The organism is Ramlibacter sp. (assembly GCF_028291745.1).
Lineage (GTDB): Bacteria > Pseudomonadota > Gammaproteobacteria > Burkholderiales > Burkholderiaceae_C > Ramlibacter.
In genome coordinates this window covers 36,188-60,389 of sequence record NZ_JAQGNQ010000086.1, presented here as the reverse complement: position 1 = coordinate 60,389, position 24,202 = coordinate 36,188, and the positions used below count along the sequence as shown (strand labels likewise).

The 24,202-nt window shown below is 69.4% G+C and carries 16 protein-coding genes and 1 pseudogene; 7 read left to right on the top strand and 10 right to left on the bottom strand.

Annotated elements, in window-relative coordinates:
- Positions 1–46: 46 nt before the first annotated feature.
- The 7 genes from JWP60_RS15930 to wecB all read right to left on the bottom strand — a co-directional run bounded on the left by JWP60_RS15930 (position 47) and on the right by wecB (position 10,904).
- The gene (locus JWP60_RS15930) at positions 47–880 is read right to left on the bottom strand and encodes a hypothetical protein (protein WP_299793359.1); all 834 of its coding nucleotides are present in this window, start codon (positions 878–880) and stop codon (positions 47–49) included.
- Position 881: 1 nt separating this feature from the next.
- Positions 882–3,221 carry a hypothetical protein gene (locus JWP60_RS15925; RefSeq protein ID WP_299793356.1) on the bottom strand — a complete coding sequence of 780 codons (2,340 nt, stop codon included), beginning with the start codon at positions 3,219–3,221 and terminating at the stop codon, positions 882–884.
- A gap of 20 nt (positions 3,222–3,241) precedes the next feature.
- Positions 3,242–5,413, bottom strand: coding sequence for a glycosyl transferase family protein (locus tag JWP60_RS15920; RefSeq protein WP_299793353.1), 2,172 nt, complete (start codon positions 5,411–5,413; stop codon positions 3,242–3,244).
- Positions 5,414–5,511: 98 nt separating this feature from the next.
- Complete coding sequence (locus tag JWP60_RS15915) at positions 5,512–7,608, bottom strand: hypothetical protein (RefSeq protein WP_299793350.1); 2,097 nt, start codon at positions 7,606–7,608, stop codon at positions 5,512–5,514.
- 32 nt (positions 7,609–7,640) lie between these two features.
- A complete protein-coding gene (locus tag JWP60_RS15910; RefSeq protein ID WP_299793347.1) occupies positions 7,641–9,464 on the bottom strand; it encodes a DUF2334 domain-containing protein in 1,824 nt (607 codons plus the stop codon).
- A 10-nt stretch (positions 9,465–9,474) separates the two neighbouring features.
- Positions 9,475–9,756, bottom strand: coding sequence for a hypothetical protein (locus JWP60_RS15905; protein ID WP_299793344.1), 282 nt, complete (start codon positions 9,754–9,756; stop codon positions 9,475–9,477).
- A 23-nt stretch (positions 9,757–9,779) separates the two neighbouring features.
- Positions 9,780–10,904, bottom strand: a complete 1,125-nt coding sequence (gene wecB / locus JWP60_RS15900; RefSeq protein ID WP_299793341.1) for a UDP-N-acetylglucosamine 2-epimerase (non-hydrolyzing) — start codon at positions 10,902–10,904, stop codon at positions 9,780–9,782.
- Between the two features lie 332 nt (positions 10,905–11,236).
- Here wecB and JWP60_RS15895 point away from each other — a divergent pair, with 332 nt between their 5' ends.
- The 5 genes from JWP60_RS15895 to JWP60_RS15875 all read left to right on the top strand — a co-directional run bounded on the left by JWP60_RS15895 (position 11,237) and on the right by JWP60_RS15875 (position 17,552).
- The gene (locus JWP60_RS15895; RefSeq protein ID WP_299793338.1) at positions 11,237–12,202 is read left to right on the top strand and encodes a class I SAM-dependent methyltransferase; all 966 of its coding nucleotides are present in this window, start codon (positions 11,237–11,239) and stop codon (positions 12,200–12,202) included.
- Positions 12,203–12,296: 94 nt separating this feature from the next.
- Complete coding sequence (locus tag JWP60_RS15890) at positions 12,297–13,715, top strand: iron-containing redox enzyme family protein (protein ID WP_299793335.1); 1,419 nt, start codon at positions 12,297–12,299, stop codon at positions 13,713–13,715.
- 132 nt (positions 13,716–13,847) lie between these two features.
- Entirely contained in the window at positions 13,848–16,244 is a 2,397-nt protein-coding gene (locus JWP60_RS15885) for an adenosylcobalamin-dependent ribonucleoside-diphosphate reductase (protein WP_299793332.1), read from the top strand.
- Between the two features lie 19 nt (positions 16,245–16,263).
- A complete protein-coding gene (locus JWP60_RS15880) occupies positions 16,264–16,812 on the top strand; it encodes a hemerythrin domain-containing protein (RefSeq protein WP_299793329.1) in 549 nt (182 codons plus the stop codon).
- A gap of 182 nt (positions 16,813–16,994) precedes the next feature.
- On the top strand, positions 16,995–17,552 hold the full coding sequence (locus JWP60_RS15875; protein ID WP_299793326.1) for a hypothetical protein: 558 nt from the start codon (positions 16,995–16,997) through the stop codon (positions 17,550–17,552).
- Between the two features lie 9 nt (positions 17,553–17,561).
- Here the strand turns inward: JWP60_RS15875 and JWP60_RS15870 are convergent, their stop codons facing one another.
- The 3 genes and pseudogenes from JWP60_RS15870 to JWP60_RS15860 all read right to left on the bottom strand — a co-directional run bounded on the left by JWP60_RS15870 (position 17,562) and on the right by JWP60_RS15860 (position 19,637).
- A complete protein-coding gene (locus JWP60_RS15870; protein WP_299793323.1) occupies positions 17,562–18,203 on the bottom strand; it encodes a DUF4130 domain-containing protein in 642 nt (213 codons plus the stop codon).
- A gap of 134 nt (positions 18,204–18,337) precedes the next feature.
- A pseudogene (gene cysK / locus JWP60_RS15865) lies at positions 18,338–19,252 on the bottom strand (cysteine synthase A); the annotation flags it as partial.
- 34 nt (positions 19,253–19,286) lie between these two features.
- Positions 19,287–19,637 carry a hypothetical protein gene (locus JWP60_RS15860; protein ID WP_299793320.1) on the bottom strand — a complete coding sequence of 117 codons (351 nt, stop codon included), beginning with the start codon at positions 19,635–19,637 and terminating at the stop codon, positions 19,287–19,289.
- 73 nt (positions 19,638–19,710) lie between these two features.
- Here JWP60_RS15860 and JWP60_RS15855 point away from each other — a divergent pair, with 73 nt between their 5' ends.
- Both JWP60_RS15855 and JWP60_RS15850 read left to right on the top strand, forming a co-directional pair.
- Positions 19,711–20,727, top strand: a complete 1,017-nt coding sequence (locus tag JWP60_RS15855) for a chemotaxis protein CheB (RefSeq protein WP_299793317.1) — start codon at positions 19,711–19,713, stop codon at positions 20,725–20,727.
- A 24-nt stretch (positions 20,728–20,751) separates the two neighbouring features.
- Positions 20,752–24,171, top strand: a complete 3,420-nt coding sequence (locus JWP60_RS15850; protein ID WP_299793314.1) for a chemotaxis protein CheB — start codon at positions 20,752–20,754, stop codon at positions 24,169–24,171.
- Positions 24,172–24,202 lie beyond the last annotated feature (31 nt).

The following is a 24,202-nucleotide window of genomic DNA, read 5'->3' as shown; positions in this document are numbered from 1 at the left end:
GAAGCTGGTGGGTAGGAAACCCCGACTTTGCCATGTAGGACGGAGACTACCGCTGGCCCTGTGCCGAAGACAGCCCCTGCACCAGTGCCGGGGGCACGTAACGGGGCCCTTCGAACAGGTAGATCGGCAAGCCCTCGTACCTGGCCAGTTGCGGGCGCAACTCTTCCAGCGTCGCCGGCCGGAAGCCGCCGCCGACCTGCGGCCGGAACGCTTCGGCGATCACCCTCACCCGCTCCCGCCCGAGCCGGCGCACCAGCACGTCGATGTAGTGCTTGGCCACGAAAGGCGTGCGCGCATAGACGCCCACGCCGTCCTGGAAGAACACGCCCACATCGGGCGGCAGCCATTCGACGAGGCTCTGGGCGAGTTCCTCCGGGCCCACGTTGGCGCTGTCGTAGACGCTGATCCACAGCGGTCGCGGCAGCTGCGTCAACAGCGTCTTCAGGCGGAAGGCCTCCATCCAGGTCGGGTCGATCTCGATCGGGAAGTAGTAGCCCGCCACCTTCACCGGCGGCGGGGTCCTGGCCACCCGCGCCGACAGCGCGACCAGGTTGTCGAGGTCGGTGCGGGCGCCGTGCTCGTCGAAACGGCCGGCGAGGCCGACGATCACCTCCTGCGCCCACGGCTCGCGCGCGATGCGCTGCCAGTCGGGCATCTTCGCGGCGGGCGGGATATCGGTGCCGGGCGTGAAGGCCAGGTTGTCGACCACGGTCCACTGGACCAGCAGGCGACGCACGCCGAGCCGTTCCCAGTCGCCCTTGGGCTCGGTGTGCTCGTTGTCGATCTGCCAGACCACGCCCTCGATCGGCGGAACCGTCACGTTGGCGCAGCCGCCCAGCATGGCAGCGGCTGCCATCAGCCCCAGGATTGCACGTCGCATTTCAATAGGACAGCAGTCCGTTGAGGTAGAGGCCCTTCATGCGGTCGTCGCCCGTGAGGCGCGCGCGGTACTGCACCGTGAGGTCGAAGTACGAGCGCGGCGCGTCGTACACATCCTCGCGGAACCAGCGGCGCAGGCTCACGCCGGGGCCGATGCCGGCGGCCGTCTTCGCCACCGGATCGTTGGACGTGTACTCCACCCCCGCGAACAGGTGCGGGAAGGCCACCGTGCGGCCGTCGGCGCTGACCACGTAGCTGCGGCCCACCATCGCCGAGGCGATGCCGTAGTCGATGCCCTGGCTGAGGTAGCGGCCGATCTCGGCGTAGAAGCGCGACGTCCACCAGCTTGGCTGCTCCACCAGCAGGTCGGAGCCGTAGTCCCACGACCAGCCGAGCTGTGCTAGCCAGTCGCCGGTGACATTGGGGCCGAACGTGCGGCTGAGGGACAGCACCAGGTTCTGCGCGGTCAGCGGCTTCCAGCGCACCCCGACGCCGCCCTGGAAACTGTCGCTGCCGGTGTTGCCGCCGCCCTGGGTGTCCAGGGTGGTGAAGCCGCGCGCGAACAGTTCGACGAACTGGCCGTTGCGGAAGCCCCAGGGCCGGTAGTACGCCTCCACGCCCGCTTGCGTGGTGCGCGCACCGGGGCTGCCACCGGCACCGACTCCGACGGCGCCGAAGGTCGGGGACACGCCGGCGCCATTGCGCACGGTCAGCGAGGCCAGCACGCCCCACTTGCGCGACACCTCCGCGATCGTGCGGCGGGTGTCGTACAGCATCTGCGGATCCATCTTCAGCTGCAGGCCGTTGGCCGCATCGACGGCGCGCTTGAAGTACGCCACGGCCTCGTCGTCGTGCTTGCTGCGCATCGCGGCATAACCGGCATCGAGCAGCGAGGTGGGCGGCAGGCCGCCGGCGGCATCGGCCTGGGCGAAGGCCTGGCGTGCGGCTTCGTCGTCGCCGATGCGATTGGAGAGGTAGGCCGCGTCGAGGCGTGTCTGCGGCGTGGCCGAATCCGCCGGCACGCTCGCCAGGCGCTCGCGCGCCTCGCGCTTGCGGCCCAGGTCGGCCAGCAGGCTCGCTTCGGTGGTCGGCGGCAACTGGCCCGAGGCCAGTGCGGCTTCGGCGTCTTCGTTGGCGCCGCCTATGTTGCCCAGCTTGCGGCGGATCGTGGAGCGCTGCGCCAGCGTCTGCGGGTCGGAGCGCAGGGCCAGCGCCGCGGTCGCGGCCTGCTCCGCTTCCGGCAGTTCGTTGGCGGCCAGCGCCGCGTTCATGTGCATCAACTGCCAGTCCCGCTGGCCGGGCGCGGCGGTGGTGGCCAGGCGCGCCTGGTCGAGCGCCCGCTGCACGTCGCGCTCTTCGAGGGCACGGTAGGCGGCGGTGGCGTTCGCGAATCCGGGCAGGGGCGGCAAGGCCGCGGCCTGCAGCGTGCAGGTCTGCGAGGCATCGACGTTCGAGCAATCGATGCCGGGCGACCGCAGCGCGAAGGGGGCGGGCGCGGAGCCGCCGGCGCGCTGGCGGGCGAGCTCGCGCCGGCCGGCCGCGTCGACGTCGTCGGCCGGCAGCGGTGCCAGCCATTCGATCGCGCGCTGCCCGTTGCCCTGTGCCAGCGCGAGGTCGGCGGCCAGCAGGCGCAGCTGGCGCTGCGCGGCCGGCTGCAGGTTGCGTTGCGCCAGGGCGCGCTCGAGGTCGGCGCTCGCATCCGCGGGGCGATCCAGTCCTTGGCGCGCGTAGCCCCGCAATGCCAGTGGAGCGGCGCTGTCGGGCAGCAGCGCGATCGTTTCGCCCGCCAGCCGATCGGCGTCGGCGAAGCGGCCGTCGCGCAGCAGCGCGTGCACCAGCACCAGCCGGTAGCCCGCGTTCTCGGGCGCCCAGCGGACGGCTTCGGTACCCTCGGTGATCGCGGCCTTGATGTCGCCGGCCTGCAGCGCACGGTACATCGCTTCGCCCGCGGCCTGGGCGCGCATGCGCGCGAGCTCGGTGCGCGCGCGGGCCAGCGCCTGGTCGTCGCCGCGCAGCTGCGCGGCGCGGTTCAAGGCCTGGTCGGCCTGGTCCATCTGCTGGTTGCCGGCATGCGCCTGCGCCAGCAGCAGCCAGTAGTCGCGCCGTTCGGGCGCGAGTTGCACGGCGCGCTGCGCGCTCTCCACGGCAGCGGCGTAGTCGCGGCGCGCGAACGCCTTGTAGCCGGCGTCCGCCGCCGCATTGGCGGCCTGCGCGGTGCGTGCGGTCGCGGCATTGCGGGCAGCCGCGCCCCGCGGCGCGGTCTGGGCCGCCACCTGCCAGGAGGAGAGCGCGAGCACCGCGGCGAGTGCCAGCGCCTTTCGTTGTTGTTGTTGTTGTTTCATGTTCTTTGGGGGGCGGTTCCCTAGGTGGGTTGGGCGGACGGCTTGCCGAAGAATCCCCTGTGCGCTTGTTCCGGTTGCGCGGCGGTGCGGGCGAAGTAGCTGCGCTGCTCCTGCACCACCTGCTCCAGCATCTCGCGCGCGATCACGCCGCGCTGCACCAGGTAGTCGCCGATGCGGCCATGGCGGTCAGGCTTGTATTCGTGCATCGCGGTCTCGAACTGATCGCGCCGCAACAGGCCACGCTCGATCAGCATGTCGCCCAGCAGCGGCCCCGTGGGGACGGTGCTCTTGCCGTCGTGCCCGGCATCGCGCAGCAGGCGCAGGGCCACGGCCAGTTCACCCTCGCGGGCGATGCGCTGCACCGGCTCCACGCCCAGGCCCTGCGTCATGTCGGCCAGCGCTGCTTCGGACAGCGGGCTGGTGACCGCCAGCACCGGCCGGCTGTGCTTGTTCAGGCCGATGTGCACGGCGCGATGGCGGATCGCCAGCTCCAGCGGCATGTCGGCTGCGTGCTTGCGCACGGTTTCGGCAGACAGGTGCGCGCGCGGCAGGTCGGCCTGGTACGCGATCGCTTCGGCCAGCGTCTCCTCATCGAGCCAGCCGTTGGAAACCAGCACGCGGCCCAGCGGCACGTCGGCACCGGCCTGCTTTTCCAGCGCGCGCTGGATGGCACTCTGGTCGACCGCGTTCCACGAGGTGAGCAGCTCGCCCAGGCGCTGGCGCCTGCGGGCCAGTTGCGCGGACGACGGGAATTCGTGCGCCGTCTTGTCCCACGCCAGGCGCGTGCCCTTGAACAGGTACGACAGGTACATCTTCCAGGCGCGCGCCACGGCCATGCAGTTGACGAAGTTGCCCACCACCATGCGCGGCAGCGACATCAGCCCGTGCTCCCATCCGTACAGCGCCGAGGTGAAATACACCCGGTGGGCCGCGCGCAGCGCGAGGAAGAAGGCGTTGATGTAGATCATCTTGCGCCAGATGCTCCCGTCCTGGAACAGCGAAGGATAGTACGCATGCCACCAGCCGGTGGCGAGTCCGACGTGGAACACGATGAAGTGCGCCACCAGGATGTAGGCCAGGATGCTGACGAACGACGTGATCACGCCCTTGCGGTCGTGCAGCAGCAGGTAACGCGCCGCGGTGGAGCGGCCGCGCCAGCGGATCTGCTCCCAGCTCTGCAAACCGATGCCCAGCACCCAGCGCGCCTTCTGGCGGTAGGCGGCGCGGAAGTTGTCGGGGAAGTACTCGCGCACGCACAGGGGCATCTGCATCAGCAGTTCGCGCCGGCGGCTGGTGCCCCAGGAATTGCGGTTGATGTGGAAGGTGACCGGGAACACGCCGAAGATCGAGCTCATGCCCAGCTGCGACAGGCGCATGCCGACGTCATAGTCCTCGGTGAGGCTGTCGATGTTGAAGGGCTTGTTGCGCGTCGCGCCGACCAGGCCGAGCAGGGCCTTGCGCGAGAAGCAGGTGCCGACGCCGGCGGACGGGACCATGCCCGAGACGCTCTCGCGCACCACCATTTCCTTGGCGTGGCTCTCGGCGAATTCGTCCATGTAGGTGCCGGCCACGAGCTCGTACCACTCGCGCTCCAGCGAAGCCACCGGCAGCTGGATCATGTCCTTGCGCGGCAGCAGGTAGTTGAAGAACTTCAGCTCCAGCGGATGCAGCACGTCTTCGCTGTCGTGCAGCACGACGCCCGCGAACTCGACGCCCATTTCCTTCTCGTGCTCGAAGATCGCCGCGACCACCGCGTTCAGGCAGTCGGCCTTGCTGGTGGGGCCGGGGTGCGGCACTTCCACGCGCTGCAGCTGCGGGTAGCGATTGACCATGCGCTCGACCTCGTCGATGGTCGGCTGGTCGTTGGGATAGGTACCGACGAACACGCGGTAGTTGCGGTACTCCATCACCTCCACCATGTTCTGCACCATGGCGGCGATCACGTCGCTTTCCTGCCAGGCCGGGACCATGATGGCCATCGGCTGCTCCTGGCGATCGCGCAACGCCTCGGGCGTGAGGCGGCGGTACTGCGCGCCGCGCTCCACCCTGGCCCGGCGGAACAGCCGCCGCGCCCAGTACCAGCAGTCGATGAACACGTCATCGAGCGACGACACGAAGATGACCAGCGCCAGGATCGCCGCAAGCACCTCCAGGCCCGAGTTGTACTCCGCAATCAACAAGTCCCAATTCATGGCGATCCCCTTACTGCTTCAATCTTCTGGACTGCATTGCGCGGCAAGCCGCGCCCCTCTTGCTCGGACCGCGCGCGAGCACGCGCGGTCCTTGTGGCTCACCGGTCGCCGGCGATGGCCTTGCGGCGACGCATGCGGCTTGCGAACACCAGCAGGCCGACGAACAGCGCCACCAGCACGATCGGCAGCAGCCACCAGTAGCCGCGCTCGAACAGGCCGGGTTGGGCTTCCTTCATGATGCCCTGCCCCGAAGGATCGCGGGTGTTCACCTCGGTGCGCAGGCCGTTGTTGCCCATGATCGCGAGGTTGCCGCTGGATAGCTGGATCGGCTTTTCCATCGACGGCGCCTGCGGACCCAGCGTGCGGTAGACCGCGCCGATGTCGTTGCCCTTGCCGTTGACTTCGAGGATGCCGACGCGGTTCAGGCCACGCACGTCCAGCAGCGGACGGTCCTTGGTGCCGGCCAGGTAGAGGCGGTCCTGCTCGGGCTTGACGCCTTCGGCGTAGCCGTCGGGGATCACGTCCACCGCCAGGTAGGGACCGTCGACCTTCGGATGCGCGCCGTCGGCCACGGTCTGGAACTTCGCCTTCGAGGGCGACAGGCCCGTGCTCGCGGCCAGGCGGATCACGCGCGGCAGCGTGCCGGTGGCATCGCCCATGTGCGCCTGCGGCACCAGCAGCGTGCCGCCGCTCGCGAACTTGGACATCAGGCCGGTGAAGTCACTCGACGGATCGATCTTGTCCAGCAGCATGTGGCTGGAGGGCAGCACCGACACCGGATAGGGCTCGGGCGTCTCGCGGCAGCGGTCGGAGGCGAGCTGGCGCACGAAGGACACGCGGATCACGTTGCGCGTCTGCAGCGCGTAGCGCGGCACGGGCGCGACGATGCGCTCGCGCTTGCCGGTCGCTTCCATTTCCTTGGCGCCCAGCAGCACGTCGTTCATGAACACGGACACCACGGGCGGCGTGCGGGCGGCGCTCGGAGAGGCGGCGACGTCCATCACCAGCGTGCCGGGAGCCTTGCCGTCGGCAGCCACCGAGCCGATGTCGAAGGTCGCGGTCCAGTCGGCATGGGCCAGCACGTCGAAGCTCGAGGGCTTGGCGCCGAGGTACTGCAGCGACACCGCGTTGGAGTCGCTGTTCTTCGGCGTGTCGACCGCGTTGATCGTGAGCTTGGTGCCGTCGGCCGCCTGCTGCCAGATCTGCGTGAACAGGCCCGCGGCTTCGGCGCCGGCATCGGGTGCGACCACGATGATCGGGCGGCCGCCCACGTTACCCAGCGCGATCTGCTTGGAGGCCACCTGCTGGCCGCCGGCCGAGGCGCCGATCACGATGTCGGCATCCGCCGGAGTCGGCGCGGGCGTCGCCTGCACGCCGCCGGGCGTGGTGGGAGGAGGCGGCGTGCCGCTGCCGTCGCCGGTGATGATCCGCGGCCGCTTGCCGGCGCGCTCCAGCGCCACGCCGACGCGCCAGGCCGTGTCGTACACCTGCGGCTCGACCCGGTTGGACGGGATCAGGATCGTCGGCGTCGTGGGCAGCGAGCCCCAGGCCGTGGACAGGTCGTGGATCGCCGAGCCGTCGTAGCGGAACACGAAGCGGGAAGTCGGTTCGATCCGCAGGATGTTGCCCGGCGTGCGCGCGTCGGCACAGGTGTTCTCGCGGGCGACTGCCGTGCGCCAGTCGACGTTCAGGCGCACGAAGCCGCTGGGCCGCGGCTTGCCGTCGACCGGAATCGAGGCGCTGGCGTCACCGCGGTCGGCAGTGATGCCGTTGGCGATCGCCGGCGCGCCGTCGATGGCATACACCAGCGTCGTGCGGCCGCCGTCGGCGCGCACGTAGCTGGCATCCAGCTGCAGGGTCGCGCCGGAGAGATTGATGCCGGGCGGCACCGGCAGGTAGATCTCCTTGATCGTGTCCGGATAACCCAGGACCACGGGCTCGGTGAACCCCAGGTCCGCGAAGCTCACGGTGCGCGGCACCCACACGCCGGCGTTGGCCTGGGCCGCCGCCGGCGAGGCGCCCGGCTGGGACGGATCCACCGGCCGGAACACCGAGGTCTGCGGCGGCACGTTCGCCCCTGCCGGCTGTTGCACCGGCCGTAACGGCGGCTGCGTAGGCTGCTGCGCCTCTCCCCAGCCGGGCAGCAGGCACAGGGCCGCCAGCGCGGCGGCGGGCAGGACACGGGCGATTTTCATGGTGCACCTCGTAGTGGAGTTCATGGCACGGCTCATGGCAGCTTGCTGGGCGCAACCCAGGTGAAGCCGAGCTGGCTAATGCCATCCATGGTCTTCTGGAAATCCGCGAAGCCGGGGGTGCCCACTTCGGGCTCCAGCCAGAACGGATGGAAGAAGAAGGATGCAAAGCCGTCACGCACCGCCTTGGCGTATCTGGCGTTGGTGACGATGTCGTCGGCCGTGTAGCTGTAGTTCGACGTGGGGTCGATCGTGTGGATGTCGTACTCGATGTTGCCCAGGTTCTCCGGCAGCACGCGCTGGCCGTAGTAGTCCTTCTGGATCACGTACGGGAAGATCTGGCCGAGCGCGAAGTCCTTGCCGGTGGGGGCGAAGAAGTTCGGCTTGTCCGCGGTGTAGTACACGACGCGCTGGTAGGTGGTGTTGAACATCGTCGCCGCCGTGCGGTTGGCGATCGCCGAGCCCTGGTAGTGCGGCATCTCCCACGCCACCGGGTTATAGCCGTTCGCACGCAGGTCCGTGAGACCCGCAGCCAATCGGCCGCGCACCCAATCGACCGAGTCCTCGGGCACCGGCTTGTTGTCGACGATGTCCCACATCTCGTAGTCGTCGCCGCTCACGCCCGTGTTGGGGTTCTTCATGCGGCCGTACTGGTGGGTATAGCCGTGCATCACGATCTCGGCGCCGCGGTTGACCGCGTAGTCGAGCGAGCGCTTCAGGTTGGTCGCCTGCGACAGCGGCACCGTCTCGGCCACGCCGCCGTTGTAGGCACCCAGCGGGTCGAGGTAGAGCGGGATCGTCGCGATCGAATACGGGAGGTGCCGGGCGAACATGTAGTCCGACAGCGTCTTCATCGCCTGCACGCTGACCAGCGCACCGACGTCTTCGAAGCGCACCATGGCCTGGTGGCTTTCGGCGTGGTTGATGCCCAGGATGTCGTGCAGCATGTCCGCGAACACCAGGTAGCGATCGCGCGGGCCTATGAAGCTGAAGGGCATGTCGGCGACATACCAGAAGTTGCCGGAGCGGGTCACGTAGCCGGCCGCTTCGGCGCCGTCGTAGATCGAGACCAGTTGCTGCGCCTTGGTGGCGTCCTGGATGGTCGTCACGCCGATGTCGGGATCGGCGTTCACCACGTTGCGCGCGGCGTCGTACGCGTAGTACTTGACGAAGTCCAGGCCCTTGTACTTCACCGTGTCGAAGAAACCAGGCGCCGGGTTCGCGGCCGACGCAGCCGCATTCAGGCCGCGCAGCGCGCTGAACGCAATCCCCTTGGAAGCCGTGAAGTTGTAGGCGGCATTGCCCGCGAGCTGCCACAGGTTGTACTTGAACCAGACCAGCGGCTTGGCCGTGGTCATGGTGTCCTGCAGGAACGCCGCCGGCACCGGGTTGTCGTAGATCGCGCCGAGGTAGAAGGTCGCGTTATAGGCCTCGACCTTGCCGGCCGTGTAGGCGCTGATCGGCTGCAGGTCGACGTTGGCGTTGAAGTGGCCCAGCAGGTTGCGCAGCATGATCGCGTAGCCGAACCCGAGCTTGTCGAATTCGGTCCCGGAGGCCGCGTCGTACAGGACGAGCACGGACGGAGCGGCACCCGCCGGCGCAGGCGCCGGCGTCGGAGTGATACCCGTGCGCAGGATCTGCAGCGCCTGCAAGCCGAGCGACTGCAGCGTGGCGAAGTCCGGGCGCGCCGGCAGCTGCGCCAGCAGGGCCTGCAGCTTCGCGCGCTGCACGGGATCCCGCACTTGGTTGATCAGGTTCTGCAGTTGCGTGCGGTCGACCGGCAGCGTCTGCGCGCCGGCGGCACCGGCCAACGCGAAGCAGGCCACCAGGGCGAGCAGGATTCGGCGAAAAAACATCATGGTTGGCGGCTCACTTCTTGGTGTTGTTGTTGTTGTTGCCGCGTGCCTTGGAGCCGGCGTTGTCTTGCGGCCCGTCCGTGCTGTCGTCCTTGGTGTAGTCCTTCTTGTTCTGCATCTTGTGGTGATGCGCACGGACGTAGCGCTTCTTCTCGTCGTCGTTCAGCCCGGCGCCGGGGCGCACGAGGTTGGCGCCCGGCGGCAGCGGCGGCGGCGTGACGGACTGGGCCAGGGCCACCGCAGCGCTCCAGGAAAGAGCGGCCGTCGTGGCGAGCCGGATGATGTTGGACGTCATTCGTTTGGAACTCCTCTTGTTGGTCAGGCCGGCTCGGCGGCTACTTGGGCAGGGACGACCAGCCGTGCCATCACGGCCTGGGCGATGCGACGGGACGCTTGCCCGTCGCCAAAGGGGTTGGCCACCTTGCGCATCGCAGCGGCGGCGACGGGGTCGGTCAGCAGGCGCTCGGCTTCGCGCACGATCGCCTCGCGCTTCGGGCCGACCAGGCGCGCGCAGCCGGCCTCGACCGCTTCCGGGCGCTCGGTCTCGTGGCGCAGCACCAGCGTGGGCACGCCGAAGGTGGGCGCTTCTTCCTGCAGGCCGCCGGAGTCGGTGAGCAGCAGCGATGCGCTGACCAGCGCCTGCTGCATGCCCAGGTAGTCGAGCGGAGCGACCAGCTTCACGTTCTCCAGGCCGGCCAGGATCGTGTGCGCGGGACGCTGCACGACCGGGTTCAGGTGCACCGGGAACAGCACGCGCTTTTCGGGGTGCGCCCGGGCGATGTCGGCCACGGCATGGAAGGTCTGCTCCATCTCGTCGCCCCAGTTTTCACGGCGGTGCGCGGTGACCAGGATGTGGCCGTTCCCGGCATCGCCTTCGCGGCGGATCCCGTTGCGCTCGCACACCCACTGCTGCGCGTCCACCACCGTGTTGCCGGTGAGCTGGATCTTCTCGGGCTCGATGCCCTCGCGCAGCAGACCAGCGCGGGCGCGCTCGGTCGGCGCCCAGTGCATGTTGGTGATGCGGCTGATCATCTGGCGCAGGCCTTCCTCGGGGAAGGGGCGCTCGAGGTTGTAGGTCCGCAGGCCCGCTTCGACGTGAGCTACCGGCACCCGGCGATAGAACGCCGCCAGTGCACCGAGGAAGGCGCTCTCGGTATCGCCTTGCACGATGCACAGGTCCCAGCGCTGGCGGGCCATCAGGGCGTCGAGTTGCGAGCGGCAGTCGACGCTGAATTCCTCGAGCGACGAGCCCTTGCGCGCCAGGCGCTCGTCGGGTTCGATGCCGAAGCAGCGCAGCATGTCGGCGGCCATGTCACCGTGCTGCCCGGTGTGCACCCAGAGGACGCACAGCTCCTCGTGCTGGCGCAATGCGTGGTAGACCGGCGCGAGCTTGATGATTTCCGGCCGCGTGCCGCTCACGATCCCGACGATACGTTTGTCCAAAGACGCCTCCCTGTGGGCGCCGGTCCTACCCGGCTGTTACTGCTGGTCGGCGGAGGTAACGCCCGTTACGGTCCGCCTGCACGTCTGTTTACAAACAAGGCCTTGCTGCGATGTGCGCACTGCTCGACGGGGCTGGTATCGAGTTCCCTCGACGGCCGCATGCAGTGCAACGTGCTTGTTTCAACCTGTTTGTTTCAAACTCGAACGGATGTTGGATTTCCAAGGTCAGCCGCTTCGACAGTGCCACCCGCATTCGCGGGTAGGACGGTGCCTACCGCCGAGTGAATGGCGCCTGCATGGCAACATTGCCGCGCCTGCAAGACTTTTTTCGTATGACCCCGACCCTCGATTCCCCCCTGCAGCAGGTGCTGCTGCAGCTGCTGCGATGGCTCACCGAAGAGGGCTATGCCTTCACGACCGTCACGCCCGCCACGCACGAGCGCGTGCTGGCGCGCGACCCCGATGCGACTGCGCGCTCCTTGCGCGACGTCTTCGGCTTCAGCCGCGCCTTCACGCCCGATCTGCTGCCGCGGCACGCGCTCGACGCCCTGCGCGCCGCGGACCTGCTGGCGCCCGCAGACGGCGGCCGCCTGCGCAGCGCGGTGCGCTTCTCCACGCTGCACGAGCTGCTGTTCGCGCATTCGGCCTACCCGACCACCGCCGCCGATTCGGTGTTCTTCGGGCCGGACACCTTCCGCTTCGCGGATCTGGTGGTACAGGAGCTGGCGCGCGCGCCGCTGCGTGACGGCGCGCGCATCCTCGACGTCGGTTGCGGCGCTGGCCCCGGCGGCATCGTGGCGGCGCGTGCCAGTGCGCCGGCCTCGCCGCGCCTGGTCCTGAGCGACATCAACCCGCGCGCCCTGCACTTCGCAGCGGCCAATGCGACCCATGCGGGCCTGCCGGACGCGAGCTTCGCGCAGGGCGACCTGTTCGCGCCGGTGAGCGGGTCGCTGGACCTGATCGTCGCCAACCCGCCTTATCTCAACGACGCGGCGCAGCGCACCTACCGCCACGGCGGCGGCCGCTGGGGCGAGGCACTGTCCCTGCGCATCGTGCGCGAAGGCATGCCGCGGCTGGCTCCAGGTGGGCGCCTCGTGCTGTACACCGGCGTTGCCATGGCCGAAGGCGTCGATCCGCTGCTCACTGCCCTGCGCCCTTACCTGCAAGATGCAGGCTGGACCTGGCGCTACCGCGAGCTGGACCCGGACGTCTTCGGCGAGGAGCTCGCGCAAGCCGCGTACCGCGATGCCGAGCGGATCGCCGCCGTCGCCCTGATCGTTGAGCGTGCAACTACCTGAGCAAGGGCGTCCTGCCCCCGCGTAGGAGCGTCCCCACGCAATGCGGCGTCCGGTCCCGATAGCGTCGGGCAAGCCATCGCCACACAGTGGTGCCATGCATATCGGACAACAAGAATGGCGGCAACTTCAGAGCGCGAGCGAACCGCTCGCATTCCGGCCCCTGTACGAGCGGCTGGCCGCGGGTGAACCGGACGCGGCAACCCGTGCCGCCGCCGCCGACTTCCTGCGTGCGCGCCTGCAGGCGCTCCAAAGCGAGCAAGGCGAGCTTCCGCCCTCCCCCGCCGACCTGCTGGCCTGGATGGAAGAGAACACGCGCAGCGTGCATGCCCGCTACGCGCACTACCTGGAGCAACGCCGCGCAGGTGCGCCGCGCCGCTTCTTCGGCAACCGCGCGCATGCGCTCTACTTCCTGCGCAATGTCGCTCCGACCAAGCTGGTGGACGGCGCCTGGCTGTACGGGCTGCTGCCGCACTGGGGCAGTCCGCGCCTGGGCGATCTGGTGCGCACTTATGTCGAGGAGTTGGGCGAAGGCGCGACCGACAAGAACCACGTGGTGCTCTATCGCAGCCTGCTGGCGCGCTACGCGCTGGACCCGCTGGACGACCTGCCGGATGCCCTGTACGAGCAGGGGCTGATCCAGCTCGCACTGGCGTGGAACGCGCAGGAGTTCCTGCCCGAGGTGGCGGGCTTCAACCTGGGCTACGAGCAGCTGCCGCTGCACCTGCTGATCACCGCCTACGAACTCAACGAGCTGGGGCTGGACCCCTACTACTTCACCCTGCACGTGACGGTGGACAACGGCGACACGGGACATGCACGCCGCGCCTGCCAGGCGGTGCTGGACCTGCTGCCGCGCCTGGATGACGGCGGCGCCTTCTGGCGGCGCGTGCAAGGCGGCTGCAAGCTGGCGGGCGCCGGCCTGGGCACCAGCGACGTCATCGCCGGCTTCGACATCCAGGCCGAAGCGCTGCGGCTGCTTGCGCGCAAGGCCGGCGCCGGCAGCGGCGCCCACTCGGACTATTGCCGGGTCGGGGGGCGCAGCATCAACGAGTGGCTCGCGCAGCCGCAGCGCATGGGCGAATTCGTGGCCGCCCTGCAGCAGGCGGGCTGGATCCGCATCGGCGAGCCGGCGGAGCAGAGCCGCTTCTGGTCGCTGCTGCAGGGCGAGCGCGCGGAGATGTTCGGGGTGTTTTCGAGCTACGAACTGCAGGTGCTGCACGACTGGCTGCGCGGCGCGGGCAGCGCCGACGGCCGGCCCTTCACCGAGGCAGCGCCGACGCAGCCGCGCCGCCGCGCCACCTTCCGTGCACTGGCGCGCAATGCGCCGGCGCTGGCGTTGCCCGGCGCCGACGATGCGGTGGATCCCGATCTGATGCTGCTGCGCGAGCAGCTGCGCGGATCCGACCCCGTCGCCCGATCGGCGCTGCTGCTGCGTGCGATGTCGCCGGCGCAGCACTGGACGCCGGCCGGCCTGGAAGCGACGCGCCTGTTCTGGGCGGAGGCGACGCGCTAGGGTCGGTGAACAGGCCCCAGGGTCGGGCGCTGCACGGTGGGGCTCGCTGCGCGAGACCCACCCTACCCGCTGGCCCTGGTGCAATCAGTGGCGCCGGCAAAAGGGCTATCCTAGCCGCCGAGGTGCCACCGCATGAAGCGTGATCCATCCCCCGCCGAACCGCCCGTGCAGGCGATCAGCCAGGACGTCCTGCGCGAGAAGTACCTGAAGGGCAGCGAGACGTCCGGGCTCGATGTGATGCGGCGCGTCGCCCGGGCGCTCGCCAGCGTCGAGGCCGAGCCGTTGCGCGCGGAATGGGAGCGCCGCTTCCTCGCGAATCTCCAGGCGGGCGCGATCGGCGCCGGCCGCATCATGAGCGCCGCCGGCACCGACCTTTCGGCCACGCTGATCAACTGCTTCGTGCAGCCGGTGGGCGACGCCATCCAGGGCCGCGACGACGAGGGCTATCCCGGCATCTACGAGGCCTTGCGCGAAGCCGCCGAAACGATGCGCCGCGGCGGCGGCGTCGGCTACGACTTCTCGCGCATCCGCCCCCGGGGCGCCGAAGTGCGCGCCACCGCTTCGCTGGCCTCGGGCCCGTGCAGCTACATGGACGTATTCGACCGCTCATGCGCCACCGTCGAAAGCGCGGGGGCGCGGCGCGGCGCGCAGATGGGCGTGCTGCGCATCGATCATCCCGACGTGCTGGAGTTCATCACCGCCAAGCGCACGCCGGGGCGCTGGAACAACTTCAATGTCTCGGTCGCGGTCAGCGACGAATTCTTCGCCGTGCTCGCGGCGGCCGGCGACTGGGCGCTGGTGCACCGCGCGCGCCCCGGCGCGGCGCTCATCGCACAGGGGGCGCACCTGCGCGCGGACGGCCTGTGGGTGTACCGCACCCTGCCCGCGCAGCAGCTGTGGGACACGATCATGCGCTCGGCCTACGACTTCGCCGAGCCGGGCGTGGTGTTCATCGACACGATGAACCGCGACAACAACCTGCGCGCCATCGAGCGCATCGCCGCCACCAATCCCTGCAGCGAGCAGCCCCTGCCCGCCTATGGCTGCTGCGACCTCGGGCCGGTGATCCTCACGCGCTTCGTGAGCCACCCCTTCGGCCTGGTCGGAGCGCCGCGCTTCGAATTCGAACGCTTCGCCCGCGCGGTGGCCATCCAGGTGCGCGCGCTCGACAATGTGCTGGACCTCACCGTGTGGCCGCTGCCGCAGCAGCAGCAGGAAGCGCACTCCAAGCGCCGCATCGGCGTGGGCTTCACCGGCCTGGGCAATGCGCTGGCCATGCTGCGCCTGCGCTACGACGCGCCCGAAGGCCGCGAGATGGCATCGCGCATCGCCCGTGCCATGCGCGATGCCGCCTATGCCGCATCGGTCGAACTCGCGCAGGAGAAAGGCGCGTTCCCGCTGTTCGACGCCGATGCCTACCTGGAAGCGGGCACCTTCGCGAGCCGGCTCGAGGCGCCGCTGCAGGAGGCGATCCGCGCGCACGGCATCCGCAACAGCCACCTGCTGTCGATCGCGCCGACCGGCACCGTGAGCCTGGCCTTTGCCGACAACGCTTCCAACGGCATCGAACCCCCGTTCTCGTGGACCTACCGCCGCCGCAAGCGCGAGTCCGACAGCAGCACCACCGAATACGAGGTGGAAGACCACGCCTGGCGCCTGTACCGCGCGCTCGGCGGCGATACCGCGCAGCTGCCGCCCTACTTCGTGTCGGCGCTGCAGATGCCCGCCTCGGAGCACCTGGCCATGCTGCAGGCGGTGCAGCCCTTCATCGACACGGCCATCTCCAAGACCGTGAACGTGCCGGCCGACTATCCCTACGCAGAGTTCCAGGGCCTCTATCTCGCCGCGTGGCGGGCCGGGCTGAAGGGCTTGGCGACCTACCGGCCGAATGACATCCTTGGGTCGGTGCTGTCGACGCAGGCCGCCGCCGTCGATCCCGCGCCGGAAGGAGACCGCCGCAGGCACGACCCGATGCGCGCCATGATCGAAAGCCGGCCCAAGGGGCAGCTGCCCGCGGTGGTCGAGAAGCTGGAGTACTGGACGCAGCAGGGGCGGCAGGCGCTCTACATCGTCGTCTCCTTCATGCCGGTGGCCGACGGGCGCGAGCGCGCGATCGAGTTCTTCATGCCGGTGGGCCAGAGCGGCGAGTCGCAGCAGTGGATCACCTCCAGCATGCGGCTGTTGTCGCTGGCGGCACGCGGCGGTTTCCTCGAGCGCGCGCTGGCCGACATGCGCAAGGTGGCCTGGGACCGCGGGCCGGTGCGCCTGGGCACGCACCTGCGCGCCGACGGCAACACCGTGCCGCTCTGGCACGACTCGGAGGTGGCGGCGATTGCCTATGCCATCCAGAACATCATCGCCCGCCGCAACGGCGAGCCGGTCGCCGCGCTCGCCACGCCGCCAGCGCCGGTCGCCGCCGCACCGACCCTGGCGGGCGCGAAGTGCCCGGAGTGCGGCGCCCACGCGATGATCCGCCGCGACGGCTGCGATTTCTGCACGCAGTGCGGGCACGTGGGCGCCTGCGGGTGAGGCGGCGGGCGGCCTCGCGATGACGCAGCCCATTGGCCTCGCCTCGCTGTTCGCCCCGCCGGCCGCGGGCTTCGAGCAGCCGTTCGAGATGCTCGCGGCCTGCCACGAACGGATGCAGCGCATGCTGGCCCTGCTCGCGCGGCTGCGCACGCACCTGGCCAGCCACCGCGCCGACCCGCAGGCGCAGCAGGCCGCCCGCGATGTCATGCGCTACTTCGACCAGGCGGCGCCGCAGCATCACCGCGACGAAGAACTGCATGTGTTCCCACCACTGCTCGCCGCGGGCGATCCGCCCCTGGTGGCCATCGTGCAGCGGCTGCTGCGGGAGCACGCCCGGATGCAGGAGCGCTGGCCGCCCGCCCGCGCCGTGCTGCTGGGCATTGCAGAGGGCGCCCTGCCGGCACTCGCCACGGACGACGATGCCGCACTCGACGCTTTCGCGGCCCTGTACGAGGAGCACCTGCGGGCGGAAGACGCCATCGCCTATCCCGCCGCGCAGTCCCTGCTCGACCCGCAGGCGCAGCACGCGATGGGCGAGGAGATGATGCGGCGGCGCGGCGTCAAGTAGTACGCGCCAAGCCCCAGCGCCCGCCATCGTGAGGATGCCGGCAACCGGCAGCGGTGGCATGCTGGCTCCATCGCGGGCCGCCCGCGGCGGTGGCGCAGCAAGCGCCTGCCACGGAAGTACCGGCCGCGAGTCAGGACAAACACCGACTCAAGGATCCGCTCGCGAGCCCGAGCATGCTCATCGTGCCTGCACTGCCATCCACCGACGCGCTGTATCCGCTGCTCGCCATCGCCCTGGCGATGGTGATCGCGCTGGCCTGGGCGCTGTGGCGGCGGCGCCGGCAGATCGCGCGGCGGCGGGCGGCCGGCTACCGGCTGATGGATTCCCTGAAGGCGTATACCGCCTGGATCGACTGGCACCGTGGCGAGCCCCTGCTGCACCAGGACCCCGAGAACCTGACGATCCCCGCCGCGCTCGCCGCGGCCGTGTGCATCAAGGATGAACACTTCCCCGAGCTGCATCGGCTGATGGTGCAACTGCTCGAGACCCATCGCGAGCTGATGAAGTACCTGTGGGAAGAGAACATCCTGCGCATGACGCACTCGTCGCACCAACGCGCGCACTATGCCGACCCGCGCTATCACGCGTTGCGCGATACCCAGGACGCCGCGCTCGACAGCCTGTTCCTGCGCTGCCGCCAGTTGATCGGCGAAGGCGAGATGAAGTGGACGCGCACGCGCAGCGACTTCAGTTTTTCCAGTGACCTGGGCCTGCCTTCGCAGCCGAACACGCCGACCTGAACCGGCGGCTCAGACCCAGGGCAGCGCCTCCAGCACGGTCGCCCATTCCTCGTCCGACAGCACGTGACCTTGCGGCGTGGGCGCCACCGCCGGCGCACTGAGCAGGCGCGTGCCGTCCCAGCGCATGCTGCGGTCGGGCGTGAGCAGCAGCCAGGGGGTGGCCGGGTCGCGATTGGCCAGCCAGGCACCGACGGTTTCGCCGATGAAGTGCGCGGGTTCGTACCAGGCCACCGAGACGGTACCGCCGCGCAGCACCAGCGGCCGGAAAGCGAGCCGCGTCTTCATCTTCTGGATGTCGCGCCGCACCGCCTGCGCCATCTGCCGCAGGCGCGCGAGGTCGCCGTCGCCGAAGTCGTGCTTCAGCTCCGGCTCGTACACGAGCCGCCAGAGCGAGCGATACAGGAGGTCGAAGCGTTCGCGGTCGCGGTGCAGCACCACGAGTTCGCTCATGCGGATGAAGGATTGCGGAATGATGGCCCGCGCCGCCCGGTTGCGGATGGCCGCGCGGCCGGGATCGAGCGACTCCTCGTCGACGGACTGTGCGGGGGCGGCGCTCCATTCGACCGACTCCGGCGGCACCTGTTGGCCGAGCAGCCGCGTGGCTTCGCTATGGAAGCCTGCGATGTCGACCTGGGAGAGAGGGACCTGCACGAGGCGTACTGCCGGTTAGGAGACACCAACATTGTGCGTGCATCGCGTTACCCGTGGGCGAATTTGTTGCCTTTATTTGCGCGACCGCCAGAACACGCGTTCAAACTTGCACCAGGTCCGCGCGCGTCACCGGCCGCGGGCAGGAATCCCTCGACCGAGAGATAACGCTCGCCCGTGTCGTAGTTGAACCCGAGGATGGTGGCGCCGGCGGGGATGTCCTTGAGCTTCTGCGCGATCGCCGCGAGCGCCGCACCGGAGGAGATGCCCACCAGCAGGCCCTCCTCGCGCGCGGCGCGCCGCGCCATCTCGCGCGCGGGCTCGGCGTCGACCTGGATCACGCCGTCGAGCAACGTGGTGTCCATGATCTGCGGGATGAAGCCGGCGCCCAGGCCCTGGATCGGGTGCGGCCCCGGCGCGCCGCCGGAAAGCACGGGCGATCCGGTGGGCTCCACCGCGAAGACCTTCAACTGCTTCCACTGCTGCTTGAGCACCTTGGCGCAGGCCGTGATGTGGCCGCCGGTGCCCACGCCGGTGATCAGGTAATCGATGCCTTGCGGGAAGTCCTCGAGGATCTCGCGCGCGGTCGTGCGCTCGTGCACCTCGACGTTGGCCGGGTTCTCGAACTGCTGCGGGATCCACGCGCCCGGCGTCTTGTCGGCGAGTTCGTGGGCGCGGGCAATCGAGCCCTTCATGCCCTTTTCCTTGGGCGTGAGGTCGAAGCTCGCGCCATAGGCGAGCATCAGCCGGCGCCGCTCGATCGACATGCTGTCGGGCATCACCAGCACCAGCTTGTAGCCTTTCACGGCCGCCACCATCGCCAGGCCGATGCCGGTGTTGCCCGAGGTGGGCTCGATGATCGTGCCGCCGGGCTTGAGCTTTCCGCTGCGCTCCGCGTCCTCGATCATCGCGAGGGCGATGCGGTCCTTGATCGAACCACCGGGATTGGCGCGCTCCGACTTCACCCACACCTGGTGCGTGTCGCCGAACAGGCGATTGATGCGGATGTGCGGGGTGCGGCCGATGGTCTCGAGGATGCTGTTGGCCTTCATGCGTGTCTCCTGCGCGCTCTCGTGCGCTGCCTGCTCAGTGTCGCGGCAGCAGATGAACCAGCCGTTGCGACAGGAACTGCACCGCGCCGGCATGCGCGTGGCGCACCGTCTGCAGGTCCCGGTACACGGCCTTGCCCTGCTGCACGTGCCACAGCGTGTGCGTCAGCTCGAAGTGCCGGATCAACACTTCGACCCAGGGCCCGGCGCAGTCCGGCAGCGCCGTGGCGTAGCGACGCATCTCGTCCATCCGGACCCCCAGCGCCTGGTAGATACCGAGATCGCCGTGCGCCTGCACCAGCCGATCGGCCTCCTGGTCGTAAACCTCCAGTGCCGCGGCGAACTGGAACGCGATCGCCGAAAGTGCGGCGCCTTGCGAGATGGACATGGAGCCAGTGTAGACCGTGACGGTCGCGATGCACGAGGCGACCGAAATTTTTCCCCGGGGCGCACAATGGTCCATGACTGCCAGTCCCGACCCCGGATTCGTCATCGTGATCGGCGCTTCCGCGGGCGGTGTCGGCGCATTGCTGCACTTGAGCGAATGCCTGCCGAAGTTTTTTGCCGCGCCGATCTGCGTCGTGCAGCACGTCGGCCGACAGCCGAGCTTGCTGCCGGAACTGCTGCGCGCGCGCGGCCCCAACCACGCCATGCACGCCGAGGACGGCCAGCGGCTGATGCCCGGCACGCTGTACGTCGCGCCGCCAGACCACCACATGATGATTCAGGGCAACACCCTGCGCCTGTCGCGCGGTCCCAAGGAGAACTACGCCCGCCCGGCAATCGATCCCCTGTTCCGCACGGCGGCCGTCGACTGGGGGCCGCGGGCGATCGGCGTGGTGCTCACGGGCCAGATGGACGACGGCAGCAGCGGCCTGAAGTCGATCAAGGAATGCGGTGGCATCGCCATCGTGCAGGACCCGGACACCGCGGCGGAGCCGGCGATGCCGCGCAACGCGCTGGCCAACGTGCAGGTGGATTACATCGTGCGTCTGGAAGAACTGGCGCCCCTGCTCGTGCAACTCGTAGGCGAGCCCGCGCGGGTGGCGCCGGCCTCGGTCCCGGAGGAACTGATCCGTGAGGCCGAACTGAATCGAAGAGGCATGAAGATGGAAGACCTGGCCGTGATTGCCACGCCCTCCACCTTGACCTGTCCCGACTGCAGCGGGACGCTCTGGGAGCTGAAGGACCGCAAGCCGCTGCGCTACCGCTGCCACACCGGGCACGCGTATTCCTCGATCAACCTGCTGCAGGCGCAGAAGGAAACGGCGGAACACGCGCTGTGGAGCGGCGTGCGGGCGCTGCAGGAGCGCGAGATGCTGCTGCGCCGGCTGGCCGGCATCGCCAATGCCACGGGCGACCGCCCGCAAGCGGCCGCGGGGCTCGCCGAGGCCGATCGCCTGCGCGGCCAGATCCGCATGCTCACCGAGATGGCCGAGACCTCCCCCACTGCGGAAGAGGATGAGCCCGACGCATAATCGTCCGGCACCGAAGGGGATGGAATGAGCGAGGAAACGGCGCAGCCGGACCGGGCCGAGGAGGACTTCGCCGACGAAATGGATGACGCCGTCCCGGGCTACGGTTACGCGAAGGTGCCGGTGGTGGGACTGGGCGGTTCGGCCGGCAGCATCGAAGCGCTGCAGAGCTTCTTCGCCACCCTGCCCTCGCGCACCGGCCTGGCCTACGTGGTGGTGATCCACCTCTCGCCCGAGCACGAGAGCATGCTGTCGGAACTGCTGCAGCGCTGCACGCGCATGCAAGTGGTGCAGGTCCGCGAGACGCTCGAGGTGCGCCCCGACACGGTGTACGTGATCCCTCCGCGCAAGCTGCTGCAGGCCGTCGACGGCCGGCTCACGCTGCAGGACGTCGACGGCGATCGCACCGGCCACGTCACCGTCGACCTCTTCTTCCGCACCCTCGCCGACAGCCACGGCCCGCATGCGGCTGCCGTGGTGCTCTCCGGCATGAATGGCGATGGCGCCATCGGCATCAAGCGCATCAAGGAACGCGGTGGCCTGACCATCTCGCAGGATCCGGAAGAGGCCGCGCATTCGAGCATGCCGCGCACGGCCATCGGCACCGGCATGGTCGACTGGGTGCTGCCGGTGCAGGACATGCCGGCGCGCCTGCTGGCCTACTTCCGGCTGGAGCACAGCGTCTCGCTGCCCCCCGAGGCGGGACCGGAAGCGGAGCCCGGGCAGGGCGAAGGCGACGAGGCGCAACTGCGCGACGTGCTCAATTTCCTGCGCATGCGCACGTCGCGCGATTTCAGCCACTACAAGCGTGCCACGGTGCTGCGGCGCATCGGCCGGCGCATGCAGGTCAACGGCGTCGACAACCTGCCGGCTTACCTGAACTGTCTGCGCACCCGCCCCGGCGAATGCGGGGCACTGCTGCAGGACCTGCTGATCAGCGTCACCAACTTCTTTCGCGACCCGGAGTGTTTCAGCGCGCTCGAAAGCTACATCCCTTCGCTGTTCGAGGGCAAGGGGCCGACGGACGCCGTGCGCGTCTGGGTGATCGCCTGCGCCACGGGCGAGGAGGCCTACAGCCTGGCCATGATGCTGAGCGAGTACGCGCGCACCCTGGAGTCGCCGCCGCTGATCCAGGTGTTCGCCACCGATCTCGACGAAGTGGCCGTGCAGGCGGCGCGCGATGGGGTCTACCCCGCGGCCATCACCGCGGACGTCAACGAGGAGCGGCTGCGTCGCTTCTTCACCAAGGAGCACCGCGGCTACCGGGTGCGGCGCGAACTGCGCGAGATGGTGCTGTTCGCCGTGCACGACGTGCTGCGCGATTCGCCCTTCTCGCGCCAGGACCTGGTCACCTGCCGCAACCTGCTGATCTACCTGGCCAAGGAGGCACAGGCGCGGGTCTTCGACACGGTGCATTTCTCGCTGGTGCCGGCGGGCAAGCTGTTCCTCGGTTCCTCCGAGTCGGTCGACGAGGCCAACCCGCTGTTCATCACCCTCGACAAGAAGCACCGCATCTACCAGCACCGGTCGACGGTGCGCCCGACGCTGCCCGTGCTGGCGCCGGCGCTGGCCAACCTGCGGTTCACCAGCGAGGAGCAGCACCCGGTGCGCGAGGCACCGGTGGTCGCCGGTGCGAACTTCGACCGGGTGTTGCACGCGCCGCCCGGGCCCAGCCTGACGCGCACGGCGCCGGGCACGCGCGCGCCGGAAGCCCACCTGCGCCTGCTCGAGCACCTGGGCCCGCCCTCGGTACTGGTCGACAGCGAGTACGAGATCCTGCACCTGTCGCCCAGTGCCGGCCGCTTCCTGCAACTCTCCGGCGGCGAGCCGAGCCGCAACCTGCTGCGGTCAGTGCCGGCCGAACTGCGCATCGAGCTGCGGGCCGCCCTGTTCCAGGCAGCGCAGACCGGCGTCGCCGTCGACCTGCCGCCCGTGTCGCTGGAGTTGCCCGGCGGAGCGACGCTCACTTCACTGCGGGTGGTGCCCGCCGAGTCGGGACCTTCGACGCTGTACCTGGTGATGTTCACGGTACGCACCGGGCAAGGTGCCGAGGGCGAGCAGCAGGGCGAGCAGCAGGGCGTGCCGCTCGAGGCCGATCCGCTGGCCCGCCATCTCGACCTGGAGATCGACCGGCTGAAGGCGCACCTGCGCGACACGGTCGAACAGTACGAGGCCTCCACCGAGGAACTGAAGGCCAGCAACGAGGAGTTGCAGGCCATGAACGAGGAACTGCGCGCCGCCACCGAGGAGCTGGAGACCAGCCGCGAGGAACTGCAGTCGATCAACGAGGAGCTGACCACCGTCAACCACGAACTCAAGGGCAAGGTCGACCAGCTCAGTCATGCCAACAGCGACATGCAGAACCTGATGGACGCGACGGCGATCGCCACCGTGTTCCTCGACCGCGAGCTGCGCATCATGCGCTACACGCCGGCCGCGGTGGTCCTGTTCAACCTGATCCCCGGCGACGTCGGCCGGCCCCTCACGGACATGGCGACGCAACTGGAATACCCCGAGCTGGGCGAGGACGCGCGGCGCGTGCTGCAGCGGCTGGTGCCGATCGAGCGCGAGGTCGGCCAGTCCAGCGGCAACTGGTACCTGGCGCGGGTGATCCCCTACCGCACGCTGGACGACCGCATCGCCGGCATCGTCTTCACCTTCATCGACATCACCGAGCGCAAGCAGGCCGAGGAGATGCGGCTGTGGCTGTCCGCCGTGGTCTCCTCCACCTCCGACGCGATCATCAGCTTCGCCCTCGACCAGACCATCCTGAGCTGGAACAGCGGGGCGCAGAAGCTGTTCGGCTACAGCGCGGAAGAGGCGATCGGACAGCCACTGTCGATCCTCTCGCTCGACGGCAGCGGCGAGCAGCAGAAACTGCTGGCGCAAGTGGCAGCCGGACGCGCCGTGGAGAATTTCGAAACGGTGCGGCGGAACAAGGACGGCGCCGACGTGCACGTGGCGGTCACCATCTCGCCCATCACGGACCAGGCCGGCCATGTGATGGCCGCCACCGCGATGGCGCGCGACATCACGGCTGCGCGCGCCGCCGCCGAGGCGCTGCGCCAGAGCGAGGAACGGCTGCGGCTGCTGGTCGAAAACGTGGTGGAGTACGCGATCTTCTCGACCGACCTCGAGCGCCGCATCACGATCTGGAACACCGGCGCCCAACGCCTGCTGGGATACACCGAACAGGAAGCGATCGGTCAATCCGCCGACGTGATCTTCACGCCCGAAGACCGCGCGGCCGGGGGGCCGGACCAGGAGGCCCGCCTGGCGCACGACAGCGGCCGCGCCGCCGACGAAAGGCAGCACGTGCGCAAGGACGGCAGCCGCTTCCAGGGCAGCGGCGTGCTGATGCTGATGCGGGATGGCGCCGGGCAGGCGGTCGGCTACGTGAAGATCCTGCGCGACCTGGCCTCGCGGCCGCCGCTGCCGCCGCACTAGCGCCACCAGCACCGCGGCGCCAGCCGCGGCG

Coding starts and splice junctions, on each gene's coding strand:
- JWP60_RS15930 (WP_299793359.1), bottom strand. CDS start 880: ATGCGACGTGCAATCCTGGGGCTGATGGCAGCCGCTGCCATGCTGGGC.
- JWP60_RS15925 (WP_299793356.1), bottom strand. CDS start 3,221: ATGAAACAACAACAACAACAACGAAAGGCGCTGGCACTCGCCGCGGTG.
- JWP60_RS15920 (WP_299793353.1), bottom strand. CDS start 5,413: ATGAATTGGGACTTGTTGATTGCGGAGTACAACTCGGGCCTGGAGGTG.
- JWP60_RS15915 (WP_299793350.1), bottom strand. CDS start 7,608: ATGAAAATCGCCCGTGTCCTGCCCGCCGCCGCGCTGGCGGCCCTGTGC.
- JWP60_RS15910 (WP_299793347.1), bottom strand. CDS start 9,464: ATGATGTTTTTTCGCCGAATCCTGCTCGCCCTGGTGGCCTGCTTCGCG.
- JWP60_RS15905 (WP_299793344.1), bottom strand. CDS start 9,756: ATGACGTCCAACATCATCCGGCTCGCCACGACGGCCGCTCTTTCCTGG.
- JWP60_RS15895 (WP_299793338.1), top strand. CDS start 11,237: ATGACCCCGACCCTCGATTCCCCCCTGCAGCAGGTGCTGCTGCAGCTG.
- JWP60_RS15890 (WP_299793335.1), top strand. CDS start 12,297: ATGCATATCGGACAACAAGAATGGCGGCAACTTCAGAGCGCGAGCGAA.
- JWP60_RS15885 (WP_299793332.1), top strand. CDS start 13,848: ATGAAGCGTGATCCATCCCCCGCCGAACCGCCCGTGCAGGCGATCAGC.
- JWP60_RS15880 (WP_299793329.1), top strand. CDS start 16,264: ATGACGCAGCCCATTGGCCTCGCCTCGCTGTTCGCCCCGCCGGCCGCG.
- JWP60_RS15860 (WP_299793320.1), bottom strand. CDS start 19,637: ATGTCCATCTCGCAAGGCGCCGCACTTTCGGCGATCGCGTTCCAGTTC.
- JWP60_RS15855 (WP_299793317.1), top strand. CDS start 19,711: ATGACTGCCAGTCCCGACCCCGGATTCGTCATCGTGATCGGCGCTTCC.
- JWP60_RS15850 (WP_299793314.1), top strand. CDS start 20,752: ATGAGCGAGGAAACGGCGCAGCCGGACCGGGCCGAGGAGGACTTCGCC.